Below are 25,063 nucleotides of genomic sequence, written 5' to 3'. Positions count from 1 at the left end.
GAAAGGTGATTAACTTTAGCAATCAGGAAATGCAGCTTTCAGGTCAGATTACATATGACAATGCTGAAAGCTACTATCAACAAGGTCTGAAGGTGATTCAGTCACAGTCTTATCCTGTGGTGGTGAATCTGGCCCAGCTTGAGCATGGTAGTACATTAGCACTGGCAGTATTGGTGCGTTGGTTACGTCAAACACCCGATGCACATAGTTTACATTTTAAAGCTGTACCTGAAAAAATGATGAAGGTGATTCAAGCCTGTCATTTACAGGATGACCTCAAGTTAATCCCTTAAATAAAAAAAGCACCCTAAGGTGCTTTTTTTATATGTTGCATTTCTTAAATCTATGAGGAAAAGCAGTGTTTTAACGTGTATTCAAATCCATTTTTTCCAGCGGAAGTAAATGAGCGGGCCAATCAGGAAGGCCATTAAGATTAGGCTCACGACAATAAAACTGGTGCCACCTTTGGCAAAAGGCAATACATCGGTGTTCATACCGTAAATACTGGCAATCAGCATTGGCGGCGCGAGCATACTGGGTAAGATAGAGAAGCGACGAATCGTGTCATTCTGCTCGGTGTTAATGAAGCCTGAGGTCGTGTCCAGTAAGAATCGCACTTTTTGGAACAAGAAGGCATCATGCTCAACCAGTGAGCGAACGTCTTCACTGAGCTCTCGAATATCCGCATCATAAATATGACTACCTAAAGCACGCGGGCGTGATAAAAAGGTCAGTACACGGCGTAAGTCAATCAAACACAGCTGTGCTTTTCCAAGCATATCTTCCAAGTGTGCCAGACGGGTAATCATGTCATCTAAGTCGAGAATCATCTCGCGGTGACGGTTATTCAGTACTTCTGTGGAATACTTTTCCAAGTCCTTGTGGATATCTTCTAAGATATCCGCAAGCTCGTCCAGCTTAGCCTCGAGTAAACCGAGTAAGATCCACGTTGGATCTTTATAGTCGATTTCATAGTCATTGCGGCGCGCACGCGCACGAAAGGCACGGAACGCTACCAGTTTTTCCCCGCGAAGGGTAAAGAGACGTTCTTTATGTAAAATGAAAGCGACAGTTTGTACCGTGGCAAGGGCACCGCTGCTTTCTTCAGGCTCACCATCGACTTGATAGTTTTTATTTTTCGTTAAAAAATACGTACTGATATGCAAAATACCGTCGTCATCACGGTAGAATCGAGCTGAAGATGAAATGTCTTCGAGTGATTTTAGCGTAGGTAAATTTTGTTCATATGCATCTAAAATCCACTGTTGTTCTTCTTGGGAGGGAGCAATGAGGTCAAGCCAGACCAAATCGGGCTGAAGATCGAAATCGCCATTAATGGTGATGTCTTCTAAGCTACCGCGCTCTGTGGCGTAAAAGGCTTCAAGCATGCCGTCTTTCTCCTTTGCGCAGTAATGGTTGAAGTGGATGGGTGTATTTTAGACAAGGATTGCAATAAAAACACTGATCGAATGGTTAAATTGCTAAAAAATATCCATTCATTTTAGTGAAGTTGCATGACAATTAAATATCAGAGTAAAAAATGACAAATTCAATTGCGATCTTTTGTGGTTCTGCATTAGGTTCAGATCAAATTTTTTCCGAAACAGCACGTCAGGTTGGACATGCCATTGCAGAACAAGGCAAAACCTTGGTCTATGGTGGTGGCCGTTCGGGCTTAATGGGTATTGTGGCTGACAGTGCTTTAGAGGCAGGTGGTCAAGTGATTGGCGTGATTCCACACGTGCTGGTGGATCGTGAGTTGGCACATCAAGGCCTGACCGAGTTACATGTCGTCAAAGACATGCAAGAGCGTAAACTGAAAATGTCAGCCTTGTCGGATGGATTTATTGCAATGCCTGGCGGCGCAGGGACTTTAGAAGAAATTTTTGAACAATGGACGTGGGCGCAGCTCGGCATTCACCTCAAGCCGAATGCCTTTTTAAATGTAAATGGCTTTTATGATGATTTACTTAAATTCCTAAAGATGACCACCGACAAAGGCTTTACCCATGCGCGCTTTACCGACAGCCTGATTGTATCGGATTCGGTGAAAGCCATTTTAAAGCAGATGGATCAGTTCCAAGCACCTGAACCGAAGTGGGGCATGGTTGATCCTGAGTTGTTGGATGTCAAAGCATGAAGGTGATTACGGTCGCTGCGGCTATTATTGTGAATGAACAGCAGCAGCTTTTATTGGTGCGTAAGCAGAACACTGCGTGTTTTATGCAAGTGGGCGGCAAGCTTGAGCCCAATGAAACACCTGAGCAAACCATGCTGCGTGAGATTCGGGAGGAAATTGGAAGTGATGCGACGATTGAACAGTTTGTTGGTCGTTTTGAAACAGCCACCGCCAATGAACCTGATTTTAAATTGGTGAGCTATGTTTACCATGTTCAGCTTCAGCAAGCGCCACAAATTGCGGCTGAAATCGCAGAAATGAAATGGGTCAGTTTGAATGACCAGCAGACTGCACTTGCACCGCTAACCACTGAGGTGGTCATGCCATGGGTACGTGAACATTTGCTGATTGACGTAGTCTAATTATTCAAGTGCATAGGCAATACACGCGGCGCTGACTTTATGACAACCCAATTGTTCAAGCTGTAAAGTCAGTGCCTGAATCGAGCTGCCTGTGGTCACGACATCATCCAAAATCAAAACACGTCGGTAGCGTTTTGCGTACTGACGTTGCTGTGGATCGATTTTAAACTGTTGATGAATTTGATCTAAGCGTTCCAGTCGACTGAGTCCTTTTTGCGAATGTTGATGCAGTCGTATCACAGGCTGCCAAATGGGAACATTGAACTGCTTGGCTAAGTCTTTGGCGAGAATCATTGATTGGTTATAGCCACGTTCCGCTAAACGCTGAGTCGAAATCGGCATCGGAACAATTGCTTGTACTTTAGGTAAGCGAATTTGCTGAAGAATGCCTGACAGTAGAGGCTGCCAATGCAGTTGCTGTTCATATTTGAACTGCTGAATCAGATGATCTAAAGGATATTGATACTGTCCTGCGACATGAATACTCAGCTCTTGTTTTTCAACGGTCTGTGGATGCAGTGGGAGTTGTTGCCAGCAGTCCAGACAGACCGAATGCAGATCTGCGCGTACAATGCCACACAACTGACAAGGCTGTGCTTTGTGTAGCAACTGTTTGGCGGCGTGCAGAAGATGACTAAACATAGGCATAGCGTGGTGCTTCAGGTAGCCAGCGTTTCAGTAAGGCTTCAGCATTTCTAGGATAGTCTTTTAAAATCTGCGCTGCGACATAATGTGCTTGATTGAGCAAATGATCATCACGCTCCAGTTTGGCTACGCGAAAGCCCATATCACCCGTTTGTTTGGTACCGAGCAATTCACCGGGACCGCGGATTTCCAAATCTTTTTCGGCAATTAAAAAGCCATCATTGGTTTCACGCATGATGCGTAGGCGTTCTTGTCCATTTTGAGACAGCGGGCTTTTATATAGCAGGGCGCAAAAGCTGGCCTTGGCGCCTCTACCAACACGGCCACGTAATTGGTGTAATTGAGATAGTCCTAAACGTTCCGCATTTTCAATCACCATGATCGAGGCATTTGGTACATCGACTCCCACTTCAATCACTGTGGTCGCAATCAAGAGTTGTAATTCATTGGCTTTAAACTGTTGCATCACTGCTTGTTTTTCGTCGGCTTTCATTTTGCCATGTACAAGACCAATGTTGAGCTCGGGGAAACGGTCTTTAATTTCTAAATAGGTCGCTTCAGCAGCTTGCGCATCTAAGGTTTCAGACTCTTCAACCAAGGTACAGACCCAGTAAGCTTGTTTACCTTCTAGACAGTTGCTGGCAATACGCTGTAAGACTTCTTCACGGCGGTCGAGTGGAATGGTCACGGTTTGAATTGGCGTTCGTCCGGGTGGAAGTTCATCGATTACGGACGTGTCCAAGTCTCCATAGGCGGACATGGCTAAAGTTCGTGGAATAGGGGTTGCGGTCATCACCAATTGATGTGGGGTCATATCCTGCGCGCCTTTATTGCGGAGGGCTAAACGCTGATCGACCCCGAAGCGGTGCTGCTCATCAATAATTACTAATCCAAGTTTGGCAAAGCGGACATTGTCTTGAAACAGGGCGTGTGTACCCACCACCAGATGCGCTGTGCCATCAACTATGGCTTGTTCGGCTGCGGCACGGGCTTTGCCTTTTTGTTTGCCTGAAAGCCAAGACACACTGAGTCCCAAAGGCTCAAACCATTTTTTAAAATTGAGATAGTGTTGTTCCGCCAATATTTCAGTCGGTGCCATTAACGCCACTTGCCAACCTTCTTCTAAAGCATGGCAGGCTGCGACTCCAGCGACCAAGGTTTTGCCTGCGCCGACATCGCCTTGAACCAAACGTAACATTGGTTTATTGAGTTTTAAGTCTTGTACTATTTCTTTGGAGACACGCTTTTGTGCATTGGTCATTTCAAAAGGTAGGCTGCTGAGCAGTTGTTTGGCAAACTGACGACTGGCAGAAATACGTGGTGCTTCAATCTGTTGGATATAGGCGCGACGGCTTAATAGACTGACCTGATGCGCAACCAACTCTTCAAAAATCAAACGTTGCTGGGCAGGGTGTGAGCCTTGGCTCAGTTGCAGCATATTGGCATCTACAGGAGGATGATGGATGTAATCCAACGCCTGTTTAAGTGCATAGCTATTGGTAAATTTTGCAGGTAGCAGTTCAGGTAAATCATCACTGTGCTTGGCTAAAGCCTGTTTGATGTATTCACGAAATTTAGGCTGAGTCAGACCTTCTGTGCTGGGGTAAATCGCAGTCAGTTGGGTTTGTGGAAGCGGCGTATGTTCTGTAATAAGTTGAATTTCGGGATGATACATTTCCAAGCCACGCGCACCCACACGGACTTCACCAAAAATGCGTAGACGATTACCGATCTTTGCACGGTCCGTTAAGCCTTTATAAATATGGTAAAAGCGCAAAGTCACTTTGCCAAAGTCATCTTGCAGTCCAATCGCCATCGATTTACGTTTACCCGGCGGAAAGTCCACGCCTTGAATCGTTCCTTCGAGTAGGTAGCTACGCCCAACCGTTAATTGGTTCATCGGTATGATCGTGCTACGATCTTCATAGTCTCGTGGCAGATGAAACAATAGATCATCTGTAGTGAAGAGATTCAACTTTTCAAGTAGTGCAGCAGAGGCAGCTCCGACCCCCTGCAACTGATGGACTGCAGCCATGTCCCCTCAACTTTGTCTGTGATTTGGTGCTAAATGCATATTTTATTTATAGGTTATGGTAAAACATCTCAGCGTGTTGCTAAACAGTTATTTCAGCAAGGCCACCAAATTACCACAATTAGCCGAAGTCCGAAATCAGATGATTGGGCTGAGCATTTGATTCAAGATATTCATCAGCTGGATTTGTCTCAAGTCGCACCGATTGATGCGGTATATGTCTTACTCTCGCCTGAGAGCAGTACGGTGGAGGCGTATCAGCGAACTTTTGTAGACTCGATTGCACCCATGCTACATGCCTTAGAAAGTCATCCTTTAAAAAAAGTGATCGTGGTTTCTTCCACACGTGTTTATGGTGAAAGTGCAGGGGAGCGAGTTGATGATGATACTTGTCCCCAGCCGAGCGATGCGCAAGGGCGGGTGCTATTGAACATGGAAACTTTGTGGCAACAGGCTTATCCCTCTGAATGTGTGATTGTTCGTCCAACAGGCATTTATGGAACCTCAGTTAGTCGGATGATTAAACTTGCAGAAACTACAAAGTCTTATCCAAAACTGCAATGGTCGAACCGAATTCATATTGATGATTTGGTTGCTTTTCTAGCGCACTTGCTTCACGTGGAACATACCGAAAAGTCTTACATTTGCAGCAATAGCCAACCATTGCCTTTACATGAAATTATTCAATGGTTTCAACAGCAGTTAGGACTGCCAGTTTTGATTTTGGAAAGTGCTGTGTCATCAGGCAAACAAATTCATGCTACGCGGATGCAGCAGATGAATTTTGAATTACAGCATCCACATTGTTTTGATGATTATTTGGCGTTGTTAGCAGAGCGTGAGTCAAAATAATTTTCTAATTGCACTAATGAAAAATGTGAAACATAGCTGAGATAATAGCTGTTGAATGTGGAAAATGATGAAAAAGCCCAATGTGGAAATATTGGGCTGATGCAGAATCTATCAATTTGATTTATAACACAAAAATAAGTTTATTGCGTATAACTTGCATTATGTTAATTTAAGTTACACTTAATTATTAAGCATATAAAATAATTTTTTATTGCTAATTTCCATCAAGCTTGGGTTAAATGCATATTTACTCAAAGGGAGTTTAATCGATATTAACTTTGAACCATCGCTCTTAACATAAGCCATATTATTAACACCAGTTACTCTCGATAACAGCTTATATATTGCATTTGGTGTTACTAGAATTCTTGTTTGATCCACAAGAGTATTTTCTAACATCTTTAGCTGAAAGGCTTGTCTTGTACTATTTAAAGCATTTACAGCACTATGATGAAGATTTCCATTTTTAGGTCTAGTAATCAAACAATAATTAATTTTTAAATCAAAAAAATCTCTCCTAGATTTTCCTAATATATTTACCCAAAATAAGCACAATTTTGAAATCGAATCATAACATTTCAAACGGATATCACTATTTGAATCTGTTTTATCTTTATGTCTTGGCCACCCCTCTTTAAATTCAATTAAATATAAAGAATCATTATGATAACTATATATCAATGTATCAGCAGAACTACATTCTTTATTTTCATAACTATCTGAATAAAAAGCTGGAACCTTATCGAAATGAAGTGAATTGAAATTCATTTCAATAAACTTTTTATTACCTGTAGTATTTGTAGAAATATCAGTGATATCAGAAATAGATGATATATATTTTTTCTCTAATTCAGAAAGCAAATTTAATTCATTAGAAGTTATCGACATCTTCTAACTCTTCCATTAATGAGTAAAGTGGAGCTGATAAAGCATCAATAATAGGTACAATATTGCCGTTTGTATCTTCAATTTTTATGATATTTTCGCATTTATGTGAAAAGTAAAATTTAGCACCTAATGATTTGTCACTTTTGTCACTATAAATTTTTAATGATTCAAGCATATATGGGCTATGTGTGTTAACAAGTATGCGAGTCCCTTGATTTGCTAGTTTTATCAAAAACTTAGCGTAAAGATTTTGCCATTGTGGGTGTAAGTTGGTTTCAGGTTCATCCACGATCAGTATTGACTCACTATTAATAAAGTATCCTTTGCATAGTAAATCTAATATTGCGATAGATTTCATACCTGATGAAACGTTATTTACATTAAAAATTAATTCATTTTCATTTAACTCAAAATTATTTGTCTCTAGTTTATAATCAATAGAACCATCATAAAAATCTTTGGTCTCTATACGCCAATCTGATTTATCATTTATATTATCAATTCCTCTACTTCCATCTAACTTTGAGCATAAATCCAAAACATGATATGGAATTTTAGGATTTATTTTTGTGGATCTTCTAGAGATAGAATCCCTAATAGAGATATCATGAATAATAGAAGCTAATTGAAATATATATGGTCCTTCAATCAAAGTTGAATCTTTAATTGGTAATTTATTTTGTTCTGAATTAAAACTCAAAATTTCCTTATTATTAAATGTAATTTCAAATACTTTGAAATCATCCATTTCAAGAGATAAATAAGCCTCTTTTGCCCCATTTCTTTTATTTAAAAGTTCATTTATAAACTCATTTTTTAGAGCTCTAAATATAAATTTATCTATTGGGTCATTATAATTATACTCATCATAAAGATTATGCAATTTATCTAAAATCGAATATATTCTTTTAAAATAATTAGGGCTTACCTCATCTTTTCCTTCAAGATAGCTTTCTATTTCGATAACTAATTCTTTTGTTATTGATAGGTCAAACTCTGTAACTTCAGAACTACGTCTAATATCTAGTAATACTGACATAAGTTTTTGATAAGAATCGTATTGTTTAACTTCTTCAGAATTCCTTAATAGCCTAGTTAAATTAAATGCGATTTCATCATATAGTTTTCTAAACTCATTATATTGATGCCTTTTATAATCTATAGGGAAGGATGACGAAGCCTGCCCAACAGCATATGCTATCTTGGATATTGTTGTTTTTCCTGAATTATTTTCACCAGAAATTACTGTTAAATTGTTTAATTCAATTTCAGCACTACCAATAGTTCCTATATTTCGAATAATAAATTTCATAAATTCTTGAGAACCTTTGAATCTGATGGATAACATTGATATTAGTTTATATTTAAAAACCTAAAAAGATACTTCTAATTGTTTTAAAAACTACCATTTAACATAAAATCTCTTATGCGAAATAGATTTTAATTTTTTACAGCACAGGCACCTACATTTGGTAGATACCTATACATCTAAAAAAGAAATTATTTCTTCTTACGTTTCAAACGCTTCTTCGCTTGTTCAGCAGCCACTTTGTCTAGCGTGTCTTTCAGTTCTTCATCGCTGAAAGTGGTGATGTGTTGCAACATTTGTAGCGTGACATCATCTAGTACCAAGTTTGCATATTGCGCAACGTTTTGGAAGTTCTCATCAAACACAATCGCGTTGTCCGAGTTGGTGCTGATATAACCCTGTTGCGTCAGCACTTTAATAAAGCTTTGGAACAGGGCTTTATCAAAGAATTCAGGTGAATTGAACTCATATAGGACAGATAGACGCTGACCGACCAAATGACTGAGTTCTTCAACTTGACGCGCTGAAATATTCCCAGAACCACGCTGTGTAATCAGCGCAAGCGTCATATAGTAACGTTCGAGACTTTGCATTACTGGCGCTGCCAATACCACCAATTGGTTATGATCTTCACTGTTTGGAGCAGGAGAAATCAAGTGGCCTTCGGCATCTTCAGAAATCAGTTTGGCTTGAATCAAACCATCTACATAAGCGCAGATTTGATCTTTGAGCTCAGCATCTTCCCATTTTAAGAACAATTCAGCTTTTAAGAATGGATATAGCGTGCGAATTACATTGATTAAATCACCACGGCCAATGGTTCCATTGTGTTCAACTAAAGCGGCAACAAGAGATGGCAAGACAAAGGCATGCAAAATATTATTACGGAAGTAGGTCAGCAGTACCGCTTGATTGTCCGCAATTGCAATAATGTCACCGAGTACGTGATTGACGCGTTTGATTAGTTTCAGCTTTAAACCATAGGCAATGATTTCTTTACCTGATAATGGTGTGACCAAAAGGCGCTCATCATAAGGAAGTGTCGTCAACAACTTACGATAGGTATCGAGCTGTTTAATACAAATTTCTTCATCCAGCGTATGTTTCTCAGTGGCCAATAGAACCAAAGACAGTAATGAAACAGGATTCACCACAGCCGCACGGTTAATATTTTCTAAAATAGCATGTGCAGAACTGTTAACTGCATCAGAGACTTCTTGCGGAATAGGATCATCATTTTTAGCAATTTGCACATTCTCAGCGCCATGCTTTTTCAACATGTCATCGAGGAAAACGGGCTCACCAAAGTTGAGATGGACTTTCCCGAAAATACGTTCAATTTTGCGTAAAGTTTGCAGAATCCCAAAGACAGACTCGGCTTCTTTGGGTTTACCGTTCATCTCACCGACGTAGGTTGCACCTTCCATCAAGCGTTCATAGCCAATATAGGTCGGAACAAAGACAATCGGTTTGGCACGACCACGCAAGTGACTGTGCACGGTCATGGCTAACATACCTGTCTTTGGTGGTAGTAGACGACCTGTACGTGAACGACCACCTTCGATAAAGTATTCTAAAGGCGTGTTGCGCGACAAAATGCTGTATAGGTATTCTTTAAAGACCGAAGTGTAGAGCGCGTTACCGCGGAAAGTACGGCGAATAAAAAATGCACCCCCACCACGTAAAATTTGCCCAACAAATGGCATATTCAGGTTATCGCCCGCAGCAATATAAGGCACCATCAAACCACGGTTATACACCACATAAGACAGCAGTAAGTAGTCGATATGGCTACGGTGGCATGGGGTATACACAATTTCGTAGTCTTTAGCCAACTCACGAACCGTATTGAAGTTATGGACTTCAACCCCGTCATAGAGCTGGGTCCATAACCGTGCCAGCGCCATTTCCGCAAAACGGATGGTTGAATGTGAGTAATCCGATACGATTTCATTGACATAACCAATGGCACGACGTTCTGCGTCCAACATGCTAATTTTGCCGCGAATACTTTCGCGGCGAATGGCTTCTTGTACGTCATTCGATTTAATCAGTGAGTGCATCACGTTGCGGCGATCTGAAAGGTCAGGGCCGAGTACTGCTTCACGGTGTGCATCAAGCTGATTATTTAAGGTATTTAGAATGTAGGTTGCAGGCGATAAATTTGGATAGGTGGTTTTTGCAAAGTCGACCAAAGCACGTAAAGACTGACTTTCATGAAACTCTAAAAATGACTGACGACCATGTAAACCGATATTCATCAGCTGCTTCACCGTACTTGGCGTTGCCCAAGTGTCGGTAAATAACAATTTAAACCAAGAGTCTTCTTTGTCTGGTGAACGTCCCCATAGTACCGTCACAGGCACCAGCTCTACGTCTAAATCGGGTTGTTGTTCTAAAGCTTCAACTAGGCGTAACAGGCGCGGTGGAAAGGTGTGTGGTGAAGGGTTAAGTAAATTATTTTCATCGTTATGCTGTAAAAACACGATCGATGCTTTTTCTTGATGCGTCCCCACGACCAAGGGATCTAGTGCAGGAGCAAGCTTTAAACGACGTGTTTCGCCATCCACCAACAGCGCATTACTGCGTGAGTGATTTTGAAGCACATAACAGACAATTTTTTTGGGATGGCCTGAAGCTGCTGGGTCAGCATCTGTTGCTGTCGGTTCTGTTGGAACCTCACCCAATACATGTGGGGTTACTATGAGGTCAAGAAGCTTACTTGAAAGCTTTCTATACATTTGACCAAAGCCACTTTTGGACATATACACTCCTGCTTAAATGACCAATCCCGCAGTTTGTCTGAAGGGGTATTTATTTTGCGTAATTGTAAACATAAACCGTATGTCATTTCCTGACAAATTTGTTTTATATGGTGAATTTTATCGTTAAAAATCGTATTTTTAGTCGGAAATAACGAAAAAAACTTATGACAACTCAGTCAAGCAATCTATAGGGTTTTAGTCTGAATTTATGGCAAAATAGATTTTAATATCGATATCATACCTCATCACTTTACAGAAAAATCTGGTCTCTCACCATTAAGTAGGTTGCTTATGAATGCCTTAACCCAAGAGTTGGTTGAATTACTGAGCCTCGAAAAAATTGAGGAAAATATCTTTCGTGGACAAAGCCGTAATTTGGTTGGGAAGCGTGTTTTTGGCGGACAAGTCTTAGGTCAGGCCCTACGTGCGGCGTCATATACGACGGATCGTCCAGCTCATTCTTTACATGCATACTTTTTATTTGGTGGCGATGTGAACGCACCAATTATCTATGAAGTTGATCGAATTCGTGATGGTCGTAGTTTTGTCAGTCGCCAAGTGCGCGCTATTCAGCACGGTAAAACCATCTTTATGTGCATGGTGTCTTTTGCTGACAATGAAGAAGGCCTGAATTATCAAATCGGTGAGCCTGAGTATCCAACACCCGAGTCGTTAAAGTCTGAGGCTGAACTGAAAAAAATGATGGTGGAATTTGTGCCTGAAAATGTGCGTGCAAGTTTCATGCGGGATCGTCATGTGGAAATTCGTCCCATCAATCCACAGAACCCGTATCAACCGCAGCCTGAAGCACCTGTGTATGCGCACTATATTCGCACACATGACCGCATTGCAGCAGAGGTGGATGATATTTCGTTGCATCAAGCAATTGCGGCATTCTATTCAGATTTCACTTTAATGACCACGGCACTGCGCCCGCATGGTTTAAGTTATCTTTCGCCAAGTTTGCAGTGTGCGAGTATCGACCATGCTATGTATTTCCATAAGCCGTTTCGCGTGGATGACTGGATGCTGTATGACATGGATGCTACAGTCAGTGCCAGTTCACGTGGTTTAAACTTTGGACGAATGTGGCAAAACGGTGAGTTGGTGTGTAGTACTACGCAAGAAGGTTTGATTCGGCTCCGTGAAATCGAAGCCCAATAAAGCCTAAGTACAGAAAAAGCTGAGTGATATCACTCAGCTTTTTTTATGACTGATTTTATGATTGAAAGGTGGTCAGAGCTGAGCTAGGCGTTGAGCTTCAATTGTAATGGTCTCATCTTTTTGGGAAAGGTATATGGGGAAATGTGCAGTACTTGTGACAAAAAAATGCTCGATTCTCACCTGTTCACATGGCATAGTTTCCCAAAGAAATCTTTGAAAAGCATGAAGCTATGAGCTTAAACACGCAAATTCTAATTGCCGCGATCTTCGGGGTCATCTTCGGATTTATTCTCAATCTTTTCCCGGGTACCGCTTTTTTAGAGATGAGTTTGTATGGAATCGGGGTGGTCAGCAGTGTTTTTATTGGTCTGTTAAAAATGCTCTTGATTCCCCTCATTTTTAGCTCAATTGTGGTGGGGGTATCAAACTTGCAAGCGGGTGGACAGCTCTCCTGTGTTTGGAAAATTACGCTGGCATGTTGTGTCACCACCACGACTTTGGCCTTGATATTGGGTTTAAGCTGCGCGCATTTATTTGAAGTTGGCAAAGGTGTCGATATCGCCATGTTCCAAGACGCCATGGCCGCTCATCAAACTCCAGATACGCTCACGCCATCTTCGTTCTTCACCAACTTTATTCAAAATACGCTGATTAACCCGTTCAAAGCTTTTGCCGAAGGCAATGTTTTAGCGGTGGTGGTTTTTGCATTATTCATAGGTGTGGCACTGGTTAAAGGCGGCGAAAAATTCCGTACCGTGCGTAAGCTAAGTCAACAGTTCTTTGACATCATGATGTTGATGATTGGTTGGGTGATGAAGCTAGCCCCGCTAGGAATTTTTGCCTTACTTGCTAAGTTGATTGCCACTGAAGACATTTCGGTATTGAGCCGTTTGGCTGAGTTTGCGGCTGTGGTAACGGGCACCACCATTTTTCATGGTCTGGTGGTTTTACCGCTATTGCTGTGGATTTTTGGCAAGATGAATCCGATGACCTTTTTTAAAGGTACACGTGTGGCGTTAATTACGGCTTTTGCCACCAGTTCAAGCTCGGCGACCATGCCTTTATCTCTCAAGTGTGCGCAAGAAAATCTTGGTGTACGTCCGCAAACAGCGGGCTTTGTGATTCCGTTGGGGACGCAGCTCAATATGGATGGTACTGCGCTGTATGAGGCGGCGGCAGCTTTGTTTATTGCCAACTTGATGGGGTTAGATTTGACTTTGAGTCAGCAGTTGGTGGTGTGTCTGACGGCGATGATTGCCTCTTTAGGTGCTCCAGGGATTCCGAGTGCAGGCATGGTCACCATGATTATGGTATTGCAGTCTGTAGGGCTTCCTGCTGAAGCGATTGCGATTTTATTACCTATTGATCGCTTACTGGATACCGTGCGTACTGTGGTGAATGTACAAGGTGACATGATGATTAGTGTGGTGGTGGATCGACATACCAAGGATCTGGATGCACCTTTGCCCAATTTATCGAATCCGTCTTAAGTTTTGCTCTAAAATAAAAAAGCAGCTTAATAGCTGCTTTTTTTATTTTAGGATTTAAGCGACTTTGAGCATGGCACGTTTAGCCGCTGGGGATTGGTCTAAGTAGGCAATCGCATCTTCTGTTTTGGCTTCGTGTACAGGGTCATACCATGGTACCAAATAGCCAAATTGCTGTGAGATTAACCAGAGTGGACTTGGTAAAACTTGATGATTCCGTTTAGAAATAGACAGCCACTCACGCCAAATCCAAGGTTTAAACAGACTGGGTTGAATCGACTTAAAACGGTCATCTTGTTTCATAATATGGGCTGCACCATCGACCCATAAACCCAGCACGGCAGCAATCACCACCAGACTCAAATAATAGCGCGCAATGTAGCCACCGCCTAAATGTCGGTACAAATCAAATGCGACGGTACGGTGTTCAATTTCTTCTGCACCGTGCCATTTGATCAAGTCTAACATCGCAGGGTCAGCGCCCATTTTCTCCCATTCGGTGTTGTCCAGTGCATATTTTCCAAGGACACAGGTCATGTGTTCCACCGTGGCAATAATACCGAGTCGAAACAGATCCCACTGGTGCTCAAGTGCTTTGGGCACAGTGAGATCAAGTGGTTTATCGGCCAGTAATTTTCCAAATAAGAAATCCATCAACGCTAGATTACGGGAGACATCAATATTTCTTTGGCTGAGATACTCTTTATTGGCTGAGTTGTGTGCCTGCGCATGCATGGCTTCTTGGCGGATAAAGGCTTGTACATCTTGCTTCAGCTTTTCATCGCTAATTTGCGGTAAGACTTTGTTATAGAGGCGGCAGAACCAGAACTCACCTGCGGGCAGGATCATATTAATTTCATTGATGAAATAGCTGGCAAAAGGGTGGTTGGGAATCCAATCAATCGGACTGTCTTGCCACTCAAATTTAACTTTGCGAGGCTTAATGGTGTAGGCAATAGAGGAACGAGTTTTGTTTTTTTTCAATCGAGACCATAATTTCATATGCTGACCTATTTTTATATGTGTTGAACTTTTTCACGAGCTGAATAAAGTCAGTATAAAAAAAAGTCCCCGATTGCGATTAGCAATAGGGGACACAGATACAGCAATAGATGATGCTTTTATAGGTTGGCGTTTAAAACTTAAGCCTCAGACTGTGGTTTGGTTTCCACATCGTCTTCATCGTCAAGATCCATAGCGGCTTCAGGATCTTCATCGAATTCGTCTGCATCCAGCTCATCGGCTGTCGCATCTGGAATGCTGTTTAAGTCAAAGTGTTGAGCTTGATCTAAAGTAAAATTCAGTCGTCCGCCCATCACACTCGCCAGTTCTTCTAGACCTTGTTTATTGAGAGAAGAGAACAATTGAATTGAGAAATCCAGTTTCATCTTTTTCAATTGGGCTTTCACTTCTTGCAATGCTTTAGAAGCAGGGCCACGGTTGAGTTTATCGGACTTGGTCAGTAGCACATGCACAAACAATTTACGTGAATACGCCCATTCCAACATCATCACGTCAAAGTGCTGTAGCGGATGACGAATATCCATCAACAACACTAAACCTTGTAAGCTTTTACGCTGAATCAGGTAATTTTCTAACTCTTTTTGCCACACGATTTTCATCGCTTCAGGCACGGCTGCATAACCATAACCGGGTAAGTCGACGAGACGTTGGTCAGGATTACCCAGACTGAAAAAGTTAATCATCTGCGTACGACCCGGTCTTTTCGAGGCACGAGCCAATTGCTTTTGGTTGGTTAAGGCGTTGATCGCACTAGACTTACCTGCATTTGAACGACCGGCAAAGGCAATTTCATAACCTGTATCTTCTACACACAGGTTGAGCTTCGGAGCACTCATTAAAAACTCTGCTTTACGCAGCCAGTTGAGAGCGCGCACAGCATATTCAGTAACTGCAGAATCTACCTTTTTTTCATAGCTAATTTTTTGCTTTGGGGCAGCAGCAATTTTACTGTTTTTGGATTTTCCTCGGCTGTGGTGCATAACTCAACTTCAATTTATGATCTACAATCAGCCATTATAATGGAAGTCGAGCAGGCAATCGACCTTTGCAGCGTAAAGTCCGTAATCTTGTCTATAAAAGACCTTAATTTGCAAGATTGATCAGGTTAATCGGTGAGTGGGTCGTGAATTTATTCTGAGCCTCAGTGCCCAGTACATCAGCTAATGTATATTGGTCTAAGCTGTGATAGAACTGATCCAACGCTTGATCTAAGATCCCTTTCAGTCCGCAATTTGAACGGAGTACACAAGGTGGGGTGTTACATTCCACAATGTTCTGATCCGCTTGTAAGACCCGTACAATTTCGCCCAGTCTTAAATGGAGGGTTTCTGGATTGAGTCGAATCCCACCGCCACGACCACGTGCAGTAATAATCCACTGCTGTTTCGCCATAAAGTGTACGATTTTCATCAAGTGGTTTTCAGACACTTGTAGAGCTTGCGCCAGTTCTGCGATGGTATGCGGCAGTGCTTTCGGCTGGGAAACATACATCAGAATTCGCAAAGCATAATCGGTAAATTTATTGAGCTGCATGAGGGTACTGATCGTTGATAAGCAAAAAAACAAAGGGTTAGTCTAGCATAACCTGACTAACCCTCTCTATTTTATGCCGATGGCATGAGTTAGTGATGAACACCACCTGTGCCAAAAGCTTCACTGTGAATATTTTCGGCAGGCACACCACGAGCAATCAGGGCTTTTTGTTGTTCAGCCATAAATGGCATTGGGCCGCATAAGTAGTAGTCTGCTTGAACAGGTAGAATCGCGCTATCAATGGTACTCAAATCAAGGCGACCCTGCGCATCATAATCTTGACCCAAAACATCGCTTTGATGTGGGAACTCATATGCAGTAAAGGTACTTAAGCGTGGGTATTTGGCTTTTAAGTCATGAATGTGCTGTTTCATGGCATGCACTTGTTTGCTGCGGCAGGCGTGTACAAAAGTCACAGGTTCTGGCATATCTAAAGTCACCAACTGATTTAGCATCGCCACCATTGGCGTGAGACCTACACCACCACTAATAAAGACATTGCGTTTATTTGGGTCAATCAGGTAGAAGTTACCTGTTGGTGCAGACACTTCAATTTCAGCACCTTCGGCTAAACCATGCAGAGTATTTGACACCCAGCCTCCTGCCAAATCACCTTTTTCATCTTCGCGTTTGACCGAGATACGTAAATAGTCAGCTTGAGGGCTAGTTGAAAGGGTGTATTGGCGAGGTTGTTTTAGACCAAGTTCCTCAACAAATACACGTACTGAAATGTATTGACCTGCTTCATATTTTGGTAAATCACCACCGTCCACAGGGGCAAGATAGAAAGAGGTGATTTCATCGCTTTCCACTACTTTTTTCGCGATTTTAAAGTTGCGCCAGCCTAACCAGCTCCCTTTAGTTTGTTGATGTTGCTCATAAATCGCTTTTTCAGTGCTAATGAATAAATCAGCCAATTGACCATACGCCGCAGCCCAAGCATCAATCAACGGGTCTTCCATTGGAATACTTAAAACTTCACTAATCGAATGGAGGAGGTTTTCCCCAACAATATTGTAGTCGGGTGCTTGAATATTCAAGCTGACATGTTTGTGGGCAATCAGCTCAACCACAGGAAGCAATACAGAAGGATCTTCAATGTTTTCTGCATAGGCCAACACTGCACCCGCCAAAGCTTGGGCTTGAGCACCACTACGCTGATGCCCCATATTAAAGGTTTCTTTTAAATTAGGATTGTTACCTAACATGCGGTTATAAAAATAACCCGTGAGTGCGACACCATTTTCACGAAGGACAGGAACAGTTGCTTTTACAAGGTCAATTTGCTGCGGAGTCATGTTTGATCTCTCTTGGCTATCATTTATAAGATGTATTTAAAATATACCTTTAAAGATGCAATGTAAATACATCTTTTAAAGAAAAGCTTAATTTTTTTATGGAATATAATAATATCCCATAAATTTTGATTTTTAGATTTAAAAAGTAGATCACTTACGCCCAAACAAAGAGCCGAGTAAACCACGGACGATTTTTTGTCCTGTACTGCCCCCAAGGCTACGTGCGGCACTTTTAGCAAAGGTTCCGAGCGTGTCTTGAATTAGCTTCTCACGCTGTTTCGCTTCACGTTCAGCTTCTTTCTGCTGTTCTTTTGCGATACGCTCTTGCTCACGTGTTTGTTGCTTAGCCAGTGTTTCAGCTTCTTTGGCTTGCTGTTTTGCGAGCAGCTCTTGTTCTTTGGCTTGTTGTTTCTCTTGCTCTATCTGTACGGCTTGTTGTTGGCGTTCAACCACTTTATTTTGTAGAAGTTCAAAAGCACTTTCACGGTCTAGACTTTTTTCATAAATACCTGCCACGATACTTTGTGAAATCAAGGCTTGACGTTGTTCTGGGCTAATGGGACTGAAAGACGAGTAGGGTGGCATTACCCATGCGCGCTCCACGACTTGTGGTGTGCCTTGTTCATCGAGGCAACTAATCAAAGCTTCACCCACAGCTAGCTCGGTGATGGCTTGCTCAACTTTAAATTCAGGGTTGGCACGGAAGGTGTCTGCAGCCGTTTTAACCGCTTTTTGATCTTTCGGGGTAAAAGCACGTAAGGCATGTTGTACGCGATTGCCGAGCTGTCCTAGGACGCTTTCAGGCAAATCCAGTGGGTTTTGCGTGACAAAGTAAATACCCACCCCTTTGGAGCGGATTAGGCGCACCACTTGTTCAATTTTTTCTTGCAGTGCTGCACTGGCATTATCAAACAGCAAATGTGCTTCATCAAAGAAGAACACCAGCTTGGGCTTGTCCATATCACCAACCTCAGGCAGCTGTTCAAATAACTCTGAAAGCATCCAGAGCAGAAAAGTGGCATAGAGCTTTGGGGTATTCATGAGCTTGTCTGCGGCTAGAATATTGATATAGCCATGACCATTACTGTCGGTCTGAATAAAGTCGAGAATATTTAAGCTGGGCTCTCCGAAAAATTGATCACCGCCTTGATCGGCCAGTGCCAATAAATTCCGTTGAATTGCGCCAAGGCTGGCAGGAGATAGGTTGCCATATTCGGCTTTAAACTCTGAGGCATGTTCACTGACATAACCAATCATGGCTTTTAAGTCTTTAAAGTCGATCAGTAACATTCCTTGATCATCTGCAATACGAAATACCGCAGAAAGTACCCCTTCTTGGGTGTCATTTAAATTCAGCATACGTGCTAGCAACAGCGGGCCAATTTCGGTAATCGTGGTACGAATAGGATGACCTTGTTCAGCAAATAAATCCCAAAACACCACGGGGGATGCAGCAAAGGGAATGCTGTCGATGCCTAAACTTTTAATGCGTTCATCAAATTTGGGATTGGATGCACCGGCCTGCGCTAAGCTGGAAACATCACCTTTGGCATCGGCTAAAAATACGGGCACCCCGAGTCTGGAAAAACTTTCAGCCAACACCTTCAGGGTTACGGTTTTACCTGTCCCTGTTGCCCCTGCAATTAAGCCATGACGGTTGGCAAACTTCGAGTGTAGAACAACATCTTGTTGGGTATTCGTGGTTTTCTTAGCAATGATGATCGGGGTGCTCATACTTCTTCCTATTCAATTTTTTTGTGATGGTTATTCAGTTGTTTTAGTGCGTTTTCTATATCTTGAATTAAATCGGCAGGATGTTCTAGTCCTATACAAAAGCGAACCAATAAACCTTGTTGTAAATGTGTATGCTCAAGTGCACGCATGTCTTTGAGGTCATACAGCATCACTAAACTTACAGGACCGCCCCAACTAAAGCCGAGTTTGAAGAGCGACAGGGCATCACAAAACTGACGAATATCCTGCAGATCAAATTCGGGTTTGAAAATGACACTGACTAAACCTGCACTGTGTTGATCGACACAAATGTCTTTCCAATATGAATGACCCGCAGCATTCGGATTGGCAGGGTGTAAGACCTGCACAAGTTCAGATTGTTGTTCTAGCCATGCCATTAGCTGTAGTGCACTTTCAGACTGTGCGGCATATCGAACGCGCATTGAAGCTAGACTGCGTTGGACTTGAGCAACATCATCCCCAGAGACGCTAATGCCTTGAATGGCATGCGTGCGAAAGAGTTGATGATGTAAAGCTCGCTCACGTGTCACGACTGAGCCCATTAAAATATCTCCGCCGCCACTTGGGTACTTGGTCAAAGCATGTACCGTCATATCTACACTTAAGTGCGCATCACTAAAATCAAAAGCATTAAAGGCAAGGCCTGCGCCCCATGTGTTGTCTAAAGCAGTGCGCACATGATGCGTTTGTGCCTTTTTCACCAGTCCGACCAAATCTGGAAACTCCAGTGTGACCGACCCTGCGGCTTCTAGCCAAATCAGTTTTGCTTTTTCCGTCGGTTGGAAAGAGGACACATCAATAGGGTTATAAATACGAACACCAATACCATAGCGTTTTTCTAGATTACGAAGATGCTCCATGTTTGGCCCGTAAATATTATCCGCCACCCAAACTTCATCACCATGACTTAAAAAACATGAGTTCACCAAATTAATTGCAGACAATCCACTTGGTGCGAGTAGGCAGTACTTTCCACCTTCAATTTGTGCAATGTTATCGCCCAATGTAAATGTGCTGGGGGTGCCGTGGGTGCCATAACTATAATCATAGTCATCGGTCCAATGGCGATTAAACAGTGCATCGGTATCTTTAAAAATAATCGTCGATGCACGATACAGGGGAGGTTGGACCGTTGAGATGTACTGAGGCGCTTGTCTTGGTGCATGAACCAATGCGGTTTGCGGGTTTTTTTTCACGAATCGACTCATCATAAAGCGATAAATTGTTTTTAGCTTAAGAGAAAGTTTCTAAATAGGCGAGAAAATTGAACAAATGTGAATAAAGGTAAACAAAATAAAAAGTTGGCTTCAATTTTGCTAAATCATCGATAAGGATAGTAAAAAGAAGGCATAAGCGCATGACGTCGCATTTAAAAGTACATTATTTTCAGCATATTGCTGGTGAAGGGTTCGGCAGTTGCTATACATATTTAAAACAACAAGGTGCAGTAATCAGTGCAACCGAGTTTTTTGCTTTACCTATAGATCAAGCCTTAGAGATAGAGGCCTTACCGAGTATTGAGGATGTTGACTTACTCATCATTATGGGGGGCACCATGAGTGTGAATGATGAAGTGAATTTTCCATGGTTAAAGATTGAGAAGCGTTGGTTAAGGCGTTACTTGGCCGCAGGAAAACCTGCGATTGGTTTATGCTTGGGTGGGCAACTGATTGCCAATGCACTTGGAGCTGCGGTCAGTCGCAATGAACAACAGGAGTTGGGTTGGGCGACAGTACGCAAAATCCAGCATGTCCCAACAGAATGCTTTGAGTTACCTGAACAGTTTAATGTGATGCAATGGCATAGCGAGACCTTTGAAATTCCAAAAGGTGCTGTACATTTGGCTGAAAATACAGTCTGTCGCAATCAAATGTACCAAATTGGAAAGAATGTATTGGGTTTTCAATTTCACCCAGAGATCGTGCCAGAAACCTTGGCACTCTTTTTAGAAAATGATGACGAGCTGAATAAGTTTTCGGGGCAATACGTGGCAACTGAGACTGAATTGAAAAAATCGCCAAAATTAAATTTTATTGAGGGAAATCAAATTCTTAATAGCGCAATTGATTATGTGTTGCGGCAAACAGTCTATTGATGCTTTTTTAAGCTACTGATAATCCAAACAAATTGAATATATTGTAAAAAATCAAAAATGGATTTGCTTATGCATTAAACAATGGCTATAATGAGCGACCCTTTAATGAAAGGGGGTTAACTGCGAATAAAGTAGTTAACATCGTGACAGTCGTGGCATCGATCATGACCTTAGTGATATTTCACTGCTCTTGACACTTACCTTTTAGTGGGGTGAGATGCGTCAGGAGTGATTCTTTATATATTTGGCTTGGAGTTTACTGGTATGTCTAACCAGAGAATTCGTATCCGTTTGAAGTCTTTTGATCACCGTTTAATTGATCAATCAGCTCAAGAAATCGTAGAAACAGCAAAACGTACTGGCGCACAAGTTTGTGGTCCAATTCCAATGCCTACACGCATTGAACGTTTTAACGTTTTAACATCACCACACGTTAACAAAGATGCGCGTGACCAATACGAGATCCGCACTTATAAACGTTTGATCGACATCGTTCAGCCTACAGACAAAACTGTAGATGCATTGATGAAGTTAGATCTTGCAGCTGGTGTTGATGTTCAGATCGCATTGGGTTAAGGCTTTCGGGTTAATTAACGCTCTAAGTTAATTAGGCCGCTTTTTTAGAGGTTTATGCACATGGCTATTGGTTTAGTCGGTCGCAAGTGCGGTATGACACGTATCTTTACAGATGCTGGTGTTTCTGTGCCTGTTACAGTGATTGAGGTTGATCCTAACCGCATCACTCAAATCAAAACGCTTGAAACTGATGGTTATCAAGCGATTCAAATCACTACTGGTGAACGTCGCGAATCTCGCGTAACTAACGCTCAGAAAGGTCACTTCGCGAAAGCGGGTGTTGCTGCTGGTCGTCTAGTTCAAGAATTCCGTGCAACAGAAGCTGATCTTGAAGGTCGTGAAGTTGGTGGAACTATCGGTGTAGACATGTTCACAGTTGGTCAAGTAGTTGACGTAACTGGTCAGTCGAAAGGTAAAGGTTTCCAAGGTGGTGTTAAGCGTTGGAACTTCCGTACGCAAGATGCGACTCACGGTAACTCACTTTCTCACCGTGTTCTGGGTTCTACAGGTCAAAACCAGACTCCTGGTCGCGTGTTCAAAGGCAAAAAAATGGCTGGCCATTTAGGTGCTGAGCGCGTAACTGTACAGGGTCTAGAAATTGTATCTATCGACGCAGAACGTTCAGTTTTAGTAGTGAAAGGTGCAATTCCTGGCGCTACTGGTGGTGACGTAACTGTTCGTCCTACGATCAAGGCCTGAGGGGAAATAACGTGAATTTAAATACTGTTTCCGGCTCTGCTGTTGAATTATCAGAAGTTGCGTTCGGTCGTGAATTCAATGAAGCTCTTGTACACCAGGTTGTTACAGCTTATTTAGCTGGTGGCCGTCAAGGTTCAAAAGCTCAGAAATCACGTGCAGACGTTTCTGGCGGTGGCAAAAAGCCATTCCGTCAAAAAGGTACTGGTCGCGCTCGTGCTGGTTCTATTCGTAGCCCAATCTGGGTAGGTGGTGGTAAAACTTTTGCTGCTCGCCCACAAGATTGGTCTCAAAAAGTTAACCGCAAAATGTATCGCGGTGCAATGCAATGTATCTTAGCTGAACTTGTTCGCCAAGATCGTCTTGTATTGGTTGAAGAGTTTGCTGTTGCTGCTCCAAAAACTAAAGAGTTGCTTGCAAAACTTAACGACTTGAATGCTACTCGTGCATTGATCGTTACAGAATCTGTAGATGAGAATCTATACCTTGCAGCGCGCAACATTCCACACGTTGATGTGGTTGATGCTGCTGCTATCGATCCTGTTAGCTTGATTGCGTTCGATAAAGTTGTTATGTCTGTAGCTGCTGCTAAGAAAATTGAGGTAGAACTCGGATGAACAACGAACGTATCTATCAAGTCCTACAAGGACCTGTATTCTCAGAAAAAGCACAAGTTTTAGGCGAAACTGCTGGTGTTCAAGTTTTCAAAGTTGCACTTGATGCAAACAAACTTGAAATCAAAAAAGCTGTTGAGCAATTGTTTGGTGTTCAAGTTGTTAAAGTTAACACAACGATCACTAAAGGTAAGACTAAACGCTTTGGTAAAACATTAGGACGTCGTTCTGATGTTAAAAAAGCATACGTCACCCTGAAAGCTGGCCAAGATGTTGAAATGGCTGACTTGGGCGATACCGCTGAAAGCGCAGCGGAATAAGGACGAGAATTATGCCAATTCAAAAATGTAAGCCAACGTCTCCTGGGCGTCGCTTTGTAGAGAAAGTCGTTCACGACCATCTTCACAAAGGTGCGCCTTATGCTCCGTTGGTTGAAGCTAAAAAACGTACTGGTGGTCGTAATAATAACGGTCACATAACGACTCGTCACGTTGGTGGCGGTCACAAGCAGCACTACCGTCTAGTTGACTTTAAACGTAACAAAGATGGTATTCCTGCAACTGTAGAGCGTATTGAATACGATCCTAACCGTACAGCACACATTGCACTAGTATTGTATGCTGATGGTGAGCGTCGCTACATCATCGCGCCTAAAGGCCTTCGCGCTGGCGATAAAGTTCAATCTGGTAACGATGCTCCAATTCGTCCAGGTAACTGTTTACCGCTTCGCAACATGCCTATCGGTTCTACTCTTCACAACATCGAACTTAAAATCGGTAAAGGCGCGCAATTAGCTCGTTCTGCTGGTACTTCAGTTCAGTTGTTGGGTCGTGACGGTTCTTACGCTATCGTTCGTTTACGTTCTGGTGAAATGCGTAAAATTCACGTTGAGTGCCGTGCAGTTCTTGGTGAAGTTTCTAACCAAGAAAGCAACCTTCGTTCACTTGGTAAAGCAGGTGCAGCACGCTGGCGTGGCGTTCGTCCTACCGTTCGTGGTATGGCGATGAACCCAGTAGATCACCCGCACGGTGGTGGTGAAGGTCGTAGCAAAGGTATTCAACCTGTAAGCCCATGGGGTCAAAAAGCTAAAGGGTACAAGACACGTACCAATAAGCGTACGACTAAGATGATTATTCGCGACCGTCGCGTTAAGTAACAAGTAAAGGAATCTGACAATGCCTCGTTCTCTGAAAAAAGGCCCATTCGTCGATGCGCACTTGTTCGCTAAGGTTGAAGCGGCTATCGCGGCTAATAACCGTAAGCCGATCAAAACTTGGTCGCGTCGTTCGATGATCCTCCCAGATTTTGTTGGTTTAACAATTTCTGTACATAATGGCCGTAACCATGTTCCAGTGATCGTATCTGAACATATGGTTGGTCACAAACTTGGTGAATTCGCGCCAACTCGTACCTATCGTGGTCACGGTGTTGACAAGAAATCTAAACGTTAAGGTGCTATGATGGAAGTTACTGCTAAATTACGCGGTGCCGCTATCTCGGCACAAAAAACTCGTTTGGTTGCAGACCTAATCCGTGGCAAATCTGTTGCTCACGCGCTTAATATTCTCAACTTCAGCAACAAAAAAGCTGCAGTTTTGGTTAAAAAAGCATTGGAATCTGCAATTGCAAACGCTGAACACAATAACAGTTTAGATGTAGACGACCTTAAGGTTACTACGATTTACGTTGATGAAGGCACTAGCCTTAAGCGTATTATGCCACGTGCTAAAGGCCGTGCAGATCGTATTACTAAGCGTACTTGTCACATTACCGTTAAGGTAGGGGTTTGA

The 25,063-nt window shown here is 42.5% G+C and carries 26 protein-coding genes; 14 read left to right on the top strand and 12 right to left on the bottom strand.

The window, feature by feature from the left end:
* Positions 1 to 5 precede the first annotated feature (5 nt).
* A complete protein-coding gene (locus ACF8FD_RS00910; protein WP_004691363.1) occupies positions 6 to 293 on the top strand; it encodes a lipid asymmetry maintenance protein MlaB in 288 nt (95 codons plus the stop codon).
* Between the two features lie 81 nt (positions 294 to 374).
* Here the strand turns inward: ACF8FD_RS00910 and ACF8FD_RS00905 are convergent, their stop codons facing one another.
* On the bottom strand, positions 375 to 1,388 hold the full coding sequence (locus ACF8FD_RS00905; protein ID WP_004691361.1) for a CorA family divalent cation transporter: 1,014 nt from the start codon (positions 1,386 to 1,388) through the stop codon (positions 375 to 377).
* A 152-nt stretch (positions 1,389 to 1,540) separates the two neighbouring features.
* Between ACF8FD_RS00905 and ACF8FD_RS00900 the strand changes: the two genes are divergently transcribed.
* Together ACF8FD_RS00900 and ACF8FD_RS00895 are read left to right on the top strand one after the other, a co-directional pair.
* Positions 1,541 to 2,140, top strand: a complete 600-nt coding sequence (locus ACF8FD_RS00900; protein WP_004691359.1) for a TIGR00730 family Rossman fold protein — start codon at positions 1,541 to 1,543, stop codon at positions 2,138 to 2,140.
* The gene (locus tag ACF8FD_RS00895; protein ID WP_178895964.1) at positions 2,137 to 2,541 is read left to right on the top strand and encodes an NUDIX domain-containing protein; all 405 of its coding nucleotides are present in this window, start codon (positions 2,137 to 2,139) and stop codon (positions 2,539 to 2,541) included. The genes ACF8FD_RS00900 and ACF8FD_RS00895 overlap by 4 nt, the downstream gene beginning before the upstream one ends.
* Here the strand turns inward: ACF8FD_RS00895 and ACF8FD_RS00890 are convergent, their stop codons facing one another.
* Together ACF8FD_RS00890 and recG are read right to left on the bottom strand one after the other, a co-directional pair.
* Positions 2,542 to 3,189: a phosphoribosyltransferase family protein gene (locus ACF8FD_RS00890; protein WP_317454957.1), complete on the bottom strand. Its 648-nt coding sequence runs from the start codon at positions 3,187 to 3,189 to the stop codon at positions 2,542 to 2,544.
* The gene (recG, locus tag ACF8FD_RS00885; protein ID WP_317454956.1) at positions 3,176 to 5,221 is read right to left on the bottom strand and encodes an ATP-dependent DNA helicase RecG; all 2,046 of its coding nucleotides are present in this window, start codon (positions 5,219 to 5,221) and stop codon (positions 3,176 to 3,178) included. The genes ACF8FD_RS00890 and recG overlap by 14 nt, the downstream gene beginning before the upstream one ends.
* 33 nt (positions 5,222 to 5,254) lie before the next feature.
* On the opposite strand from recG, the gene ACF8FD_RS00880 reads away from it, so the two are divergent.
* Positions 5,255 to 6,070, top strand: coding sequence for an NAD-dependent epimerase/dehydratase family protein (locus ACF8FD_RS00880; protein ID WP_392452861.1), 816 nt, complete (start codon positions 5,255 to 5,257; stop codon positions 6,068 to 6,070).
* 180 nt (positions 6,071 to 6,250) lie between these two features.
* Here ACF8FD_RS00880 and ACF8FD_RS00875 read toward each other — a convergent pair whose 3' ends face one another.
* The 3 genes from ACF8FD_RS00875 to plsB all read right to left on the bottom strand — a co-directional run bounded on the left by ACF8FD_RS00875 (position 6,251) and on the right by plsB (position 11,032).
* Positions 6,251 to 6,958: a hypothetical protein gene (locus tag ACF8FD_RS00875; RefSeq protein WP_234304454.1), complete on the bottom strand. Its 708-nt coding sequence runs from the start codon at positions 6,956 to 6,958 to the stop codon at positions 6,251 to 6,253.
* Complete coding sequence (locus ACF8FD_RS00870; RefSeq protein WP_234304455.1) at positions 6,942 to 8,270, bottom strand: AAA family ATPase; 1,329 nt, start codon at positions 8,268 to 8,270, stop codon at positions 6,942 to 6,944. The genes ACF8FD_RS00875 and ACF8FD_RS00870 overlap by 17 nt, the downstream gene beginning before the upstream one ends.
* Before the next feature lie 188 nt (positions 8,271 to 8,458).
* Positions 8,459 to 11,032 (bottom strand): glycerol-3-phosphate 1-O-acyltransferase PlsB, encoded by a 2,574-nt coding sequence (plsB, locus tag ACF8FD_RS00865; RefSeq protein WP_234304456.1) that lies wholly within the window; start codon positions 11,030 to 11,032, stop codon positions 8,459 to 8,461.
* A 291-nt stretch (positions 11,033 to 11,323) separates the two neighbouring features.
* On the opposite strand from plsB, the gene ACF8FD_RS00860 reads away from it, so the two are divergent.
* Together ACF8FD_RS00860 and ACF8FD_RS00855 are read left to right on the top strand one after the other, a co-directional pair.
* Entirely contained in the window at positions 11,324 to 12,196 is an 873-nt protein-coding gene (locus tag ACF8FD_RS00860; protein WP_126035184.1) for an acyl-CoA thioesterase II, read from the top strand.
* A gap of 230 nt (positions 12,197 to 12,426) precedes the next feature.
* Positions 12,427 to 13,686 carry a dicarboxylate/amino acid:cation symporter gene (locus tag ACF8FD_RS00855; protein ID WP_234304457.1) on the top strand — a complete coding sequence of 420 codons (1,260 nt, stop codon included), beginning with the start codon at positions 12,427 to 12,429 and terminating at the stop codon, positions 13,684 to 13,686.
* Between the two features lie 54 nt (positions 13,687 to 13,740).
* Here the strand turns inward: ACF8FD_RS00855 and ACF8FD_RS00850 are convergent, their stop codons facing one another.
* The 6 genes from ACF8FD_RS00850 to ACF8FD_RS00825 all read right to left on the bottom strand — a co-directional run bounded on the left by ACF8FD_RS00850 (position 13,741) and on the right by ACF8FD_RS00825 (position 20,500).
* Positions 13,741 to 14,685, bottom strand: a complete 945-nt coding sequence (locus ACF8FD_RS00850) for a metal-dependent hydrolase (protein ID WP_279678741.1) — start codon at positions 14,683 to 14,685, stop codon at positions 13,741 to 13,743.
* Positions 14,686 to 14,825: 140 nt separating this feature from the next.
* The gene (gene yihA / locus ACF8FD_RS00845; protein ID WP_234304459.1) at positions 14,826 to 15,686 is read right to left on the bottom strand and encodes a ribosome biogenesis GTP-binding protein YihA/YsxC; all 861 of its coding nucleotides are present in this window, start codon (positions 15,684 to 15,686) and stop codon (positions 14,826 to 14,828) included.
* A 103-nt stretch (positions 15,687 to 15,789) separates the two neighbouring features.
* On the bottom strand, positions 15,790 to 16,239 hold the full coding sequence (locus ACF8FD_RS00840) for an Rrf2 family transcriptional regulator (RefSeq protein WP_151836017.1): 450 nt from the start codon (positions 16,237 to 16,239) through the stop codon (positions 15,790 to 15,792).
* An 89-nt stretch (positions 16,240 to 16,328) separates the two neighbouring features.
* A complete protein-coding gene (gene hmpA, locus ACF8FD_RS00835; protein WP_234304460.1) occupies positions 16,329 to 17,537 on the bottom strand; it encodes an NO-inducible flavohemoprotein in 1,209 nt (402 codons plus the stop codon).
* A 150-nt stretch (positions 17,538 to 17,687) separates the two neighbouring features.
* Positions 17,688 to 19,271 carry a helicase HerA-like domain-containing protein gene (locus tag ACF8FD_RS00830; RefSeq protein WP_279678743.1) on the bottom strand — a complete coding sequence of 528 codons (1,584 nt, stop codon included), beginning with the start codon at positions 19,269 to 19,271 and terminating at the stop codon, positions 17,688 to 17,690.
* Positions 19,272 to 19,279: 8 nt separating this feature from the next.
* A complete protein-coding gene (locus ACF8FD_RS00825) occupies positions 19,280 to 20,500 on the bottom strand; it encodes a PLP-dependent transferase (protein WP_392452955.1) in 1,221 nt (406 codons plus the stop codon).
* A gap of 149 nt (positions 20,501 to 20,649) precedes the next feature.
* Between ACF8FD_RS00825 and ACF8FD_RS00820 the strand changes: the two genes are divergently transcribed.
* The 8 genes from ACF8FD_RS00820 to rplV all read left to right on the top strand — a co-directional run bounded on the left by ACF8FD_RS00820 (position 20,650) and on the right by rplV (position 25,063).
* On the top strand, positions 20,650 to 21,387 hold the full coding sequence (locus ACF8FD_RS00820) for a type 1 glutamine amidotransferase (protein ID WP_058870351.1): 738 nt from the start codon (positions 20,650 to 20,652) through the stop codon (positions 21,385 to 21,387).
* A 264-nt stretch (positions 21,388 to 21,651) separates the two neighbouring features.
* Positions 21,652 to 21,963 carry a 30S ribosomal protein S10 gene (gene rpsJ / locus ACF8FD_RS00815; protein ID WP_000070912.1) on the top strand — a complete coding sequence of 104 codons (312 nt, stop codon included), beginning with the start codon at positions 21,652 to 21,654 and terminating at the stop codon, positions 21,961 to 21,963.
* Between the two features lie 60 nt (positions 21,964 to 22,023).
* Positions 22,024 to 22,662, top strand: a complete 639-nt coding sequence (gene rplC / locus ACF8FD_RS00810) for a 50S ribosomal protein L3 (protein ID WP_004691328.1) — start codon at positions 22,024 to 22,026, stop codon at positions 22,660 to 22,662.
* Positions 22,663 to 22,673: 11 nt separating this feature from the next.
* Complete coding sequence (gene rplD, locus ACF8FD_RS00805; protein WP_004691326.1) at positions 22,674 to 23,276, top strand: 50S ribosomal protein L4; 603 nt, start codon at positions 22,674 to 22,676, stop codon at positions 23,274 to 23,276.
* Positions 23,273 to 23,593, top strand: coding sequence for a 50S ribosomal protein L23 (rplW, locus tag ACF8FD_RS00800; RefSeq protein WP_004691323.1), 321 nt, complete (start codon positions 23,273 to 23,275; stop codon positions 23,591 to 23,593). Before rplD ends, rplW begins: the two co-directional genes overlap by 4 nt.
* 11 nt (positions 23,594 to 23,604) lie before the next feature.
* Complete coding sequence (rplB, locus tag ACF8FD_RS00795; RefSeq protein WP_004691322.1) at positions 23,605 to 24,429, top strand: 50S ribosomal protein L2; 825 nt, start codon at positions 23,605 to 23,607, stop codon at positions 24,427 to 24,429.
* Between the two features lie 19 nt (positions 24,430 to 24,448).
* Positions 24,449 to 24,724 (top strand): 30S ribosomal protein S19, encoded by a 276-nt coding sequence (gene rpsS, locus ACF8FD_RS00790; protein ID WP_004281508.1) that lies wholly within the window; start codon positions 24,449 to 24,451, stop codon positions 24,722 to 24,724.
* Positions 24,725 to 24,733: 9 nt separating this feature from the next.
* Positions 24,734 to 25,063 (top strand): 50S ribosomal protein L22, encoded by a 330-nt coding sequence (rplV, locus tag ACF8FD_RS00785; RefSeq protein WP_004691320.1) that lies wholly within the window; start codon positions 24,734 to 24,736, stop codon positions 25,061 to 25,063.

The sequence above is a fragment of the Acinetobacter sp. TYF_19 genome, assembly GCF_043105125.1.
Lineage (GTDB): Bacteria > Pseudomonadota > Gammaproteobacteria > Pseudomonadales > Moraxellaceae > Acinetobacter > Acinetobacter johnsonii.
This window is presented reverse-complemented; position numbering and strand designations above follow the sequence as displayed.

Coding starts and splice junctions, on each gene's coding strand:
- rplV (WP_004691320.1), top strand. CDS start 24,734: ATGGAAGTTACTGCTAAATTACGCGGTGCCGCTATCTCGGCACAAAAA.
- ACF8FD_RS00830 (WP_279678743.1), bottom strand. CDS start 19,271: ATGAGCACCCCGATCATCATTGCTAAGAAAACCACGAATACCCAACAA.
- yihA (WP_234304459.1), bottom strand. CDS start 15,686: ATGCACCACAGCCGAGGAAAATCCAAAAACAGTAAAATTGCTGCTGCC.
- ACF8FD_RS00850 (WP_279678741.1), bottom strand. CDS start 14,685: ATGAAATTATGGTCTCGATTGAAAAAAAACAAAACTCGTTCCTCTATT.
- rplB (WP_004691322.1), top strand. CDS start 23,605: ATGCCAATTCAAAAATGTAAGCCAACGTCTCCTGGGCGTCGCTTTGTA.
- ACF8FD_RS00905 (WP_004691361.1), bottom strand. CDS start 1,388: ATGCTTGAAGCCTTTTACGCCACAGAGCGCGGTAGCTTAGAAGACATC.
- ACF8FD_RS00820 (WP_058870351.1), top strand. CDS start 20,650: ATGACGTCGCATTTAAAAGTACATTATTTTCAGCATATTGCTGGTGAA.
- ACF8FD_RS00840 (WP_151836017.1), bottom strand. CDS start 16,239: ATGCAGCTCAATAAATTTACCGATTATGCTTTGCGAATTCTGATGTAT.
- rplW (WP_004691323.1), top strand. CDS start 23,273: ATGAACAACGAACGTATCTATCAAGTCCTACAAGGACCTGTATTCTCA.
- rplC (WP_004691328.1), top strand. CDS start 22,024: ATGGCTATTGGTTTAGTCGGTCGCAAGTGCGGTATGACACGTATCTTT.
- recG (WP_317454956.1), bottom strand. CDS start 5,221: ATGGCTGCAGTCCATCAGTTGCAGGGGGTCGGAGCTGCCTCTGCTGCA.
- ACF8FD_RS00855 (WP_234304457.1), top strand. CDS start 12,427: ATGAGCTTAAACACGCAAATTCTAATTGCCGCGATCTTCGGGGTCATC.
- ACF8FD_RS00890 (WP_317454957.1), bottom strand. CDS start 3,189: ATGCCTATGTTTAGTCATCTTCTGCACGCCGCCAAACAGTTGCTACAC.
- ACF8FD_RS00875 (WP_234304454.1), bottom strand. CDS start 6,958: ATGTCGATAACTTCTAATGAATTAAATTTGCTTTCTGAATTAGAGAAA.
- plsB (WP_234304456.1), bottom strand. CDS start 11,032: ATGTCCAAAAGTGGCTTTGGTCAAATGTATAGAAAGCTTTCAAGTAAG.
- rpsJ (WP_000070912.1), top strand. CDS start 21,652: ATGTCTAACCAGAGAATTCGTATCCGTTTGAAGTCTTTTGATCACCGT.
- ACF8FD_RS00880 (WP_392452861.1), top strand. CDS start 5,255: ATGCATATTTTATTTATAGGTTATGGTAAAACATCTCAGCGTGTTGCT.
- ACF8FD_RS00860 (WP_126035184.1), top strand. CDS start 11,324: ATGAATGCCTTAACCCAAGAGTTGGTTGAATTACTGAGCCTCGAAAAA.
- ACF8FD_RS00895 (WP_178895964.1), top strand. CDS start 2,137: ATGAAGGTGATTACGGTCGCTGCGGCTATTATTGTGAATGAACAGCAG.
- ACF8FD_RS00870 (WP_234304455.1), bottom strand. CDS start 8,270: ATGAAATTTATTATTCGAAATATAGGAACTATTGGTAGTGCTGAAATT.
- rpsS (WP_004281508.1), top strand. CDS start 24,449: ATGCCTCGTTCTCTGAAAAAAGGCCCATTCGTCGATGCGCACTTGTTC.
- hmpA (WP_234304460.1), bottom strand. CDS start 17,537: ATGACTCCGCAGCAAATTGACCTTGTAAAAGCAACTGTTCCTGTCCTT.
- ACF8FD_RS00825 (WP_392452955.1), bottom strand. CDS start 20,500: ATGAGTCGATTCGTGAAAAAAAACCCGCAAACCGCATTGGTTCATGCA.
- ACF8FD_RS00900 (WP_004691359.1), top strand. CDS start 1,541: ATGACAAATTCAATTGCGATCTTTTGTGGTTCTGCATTAGGTTCAGAT.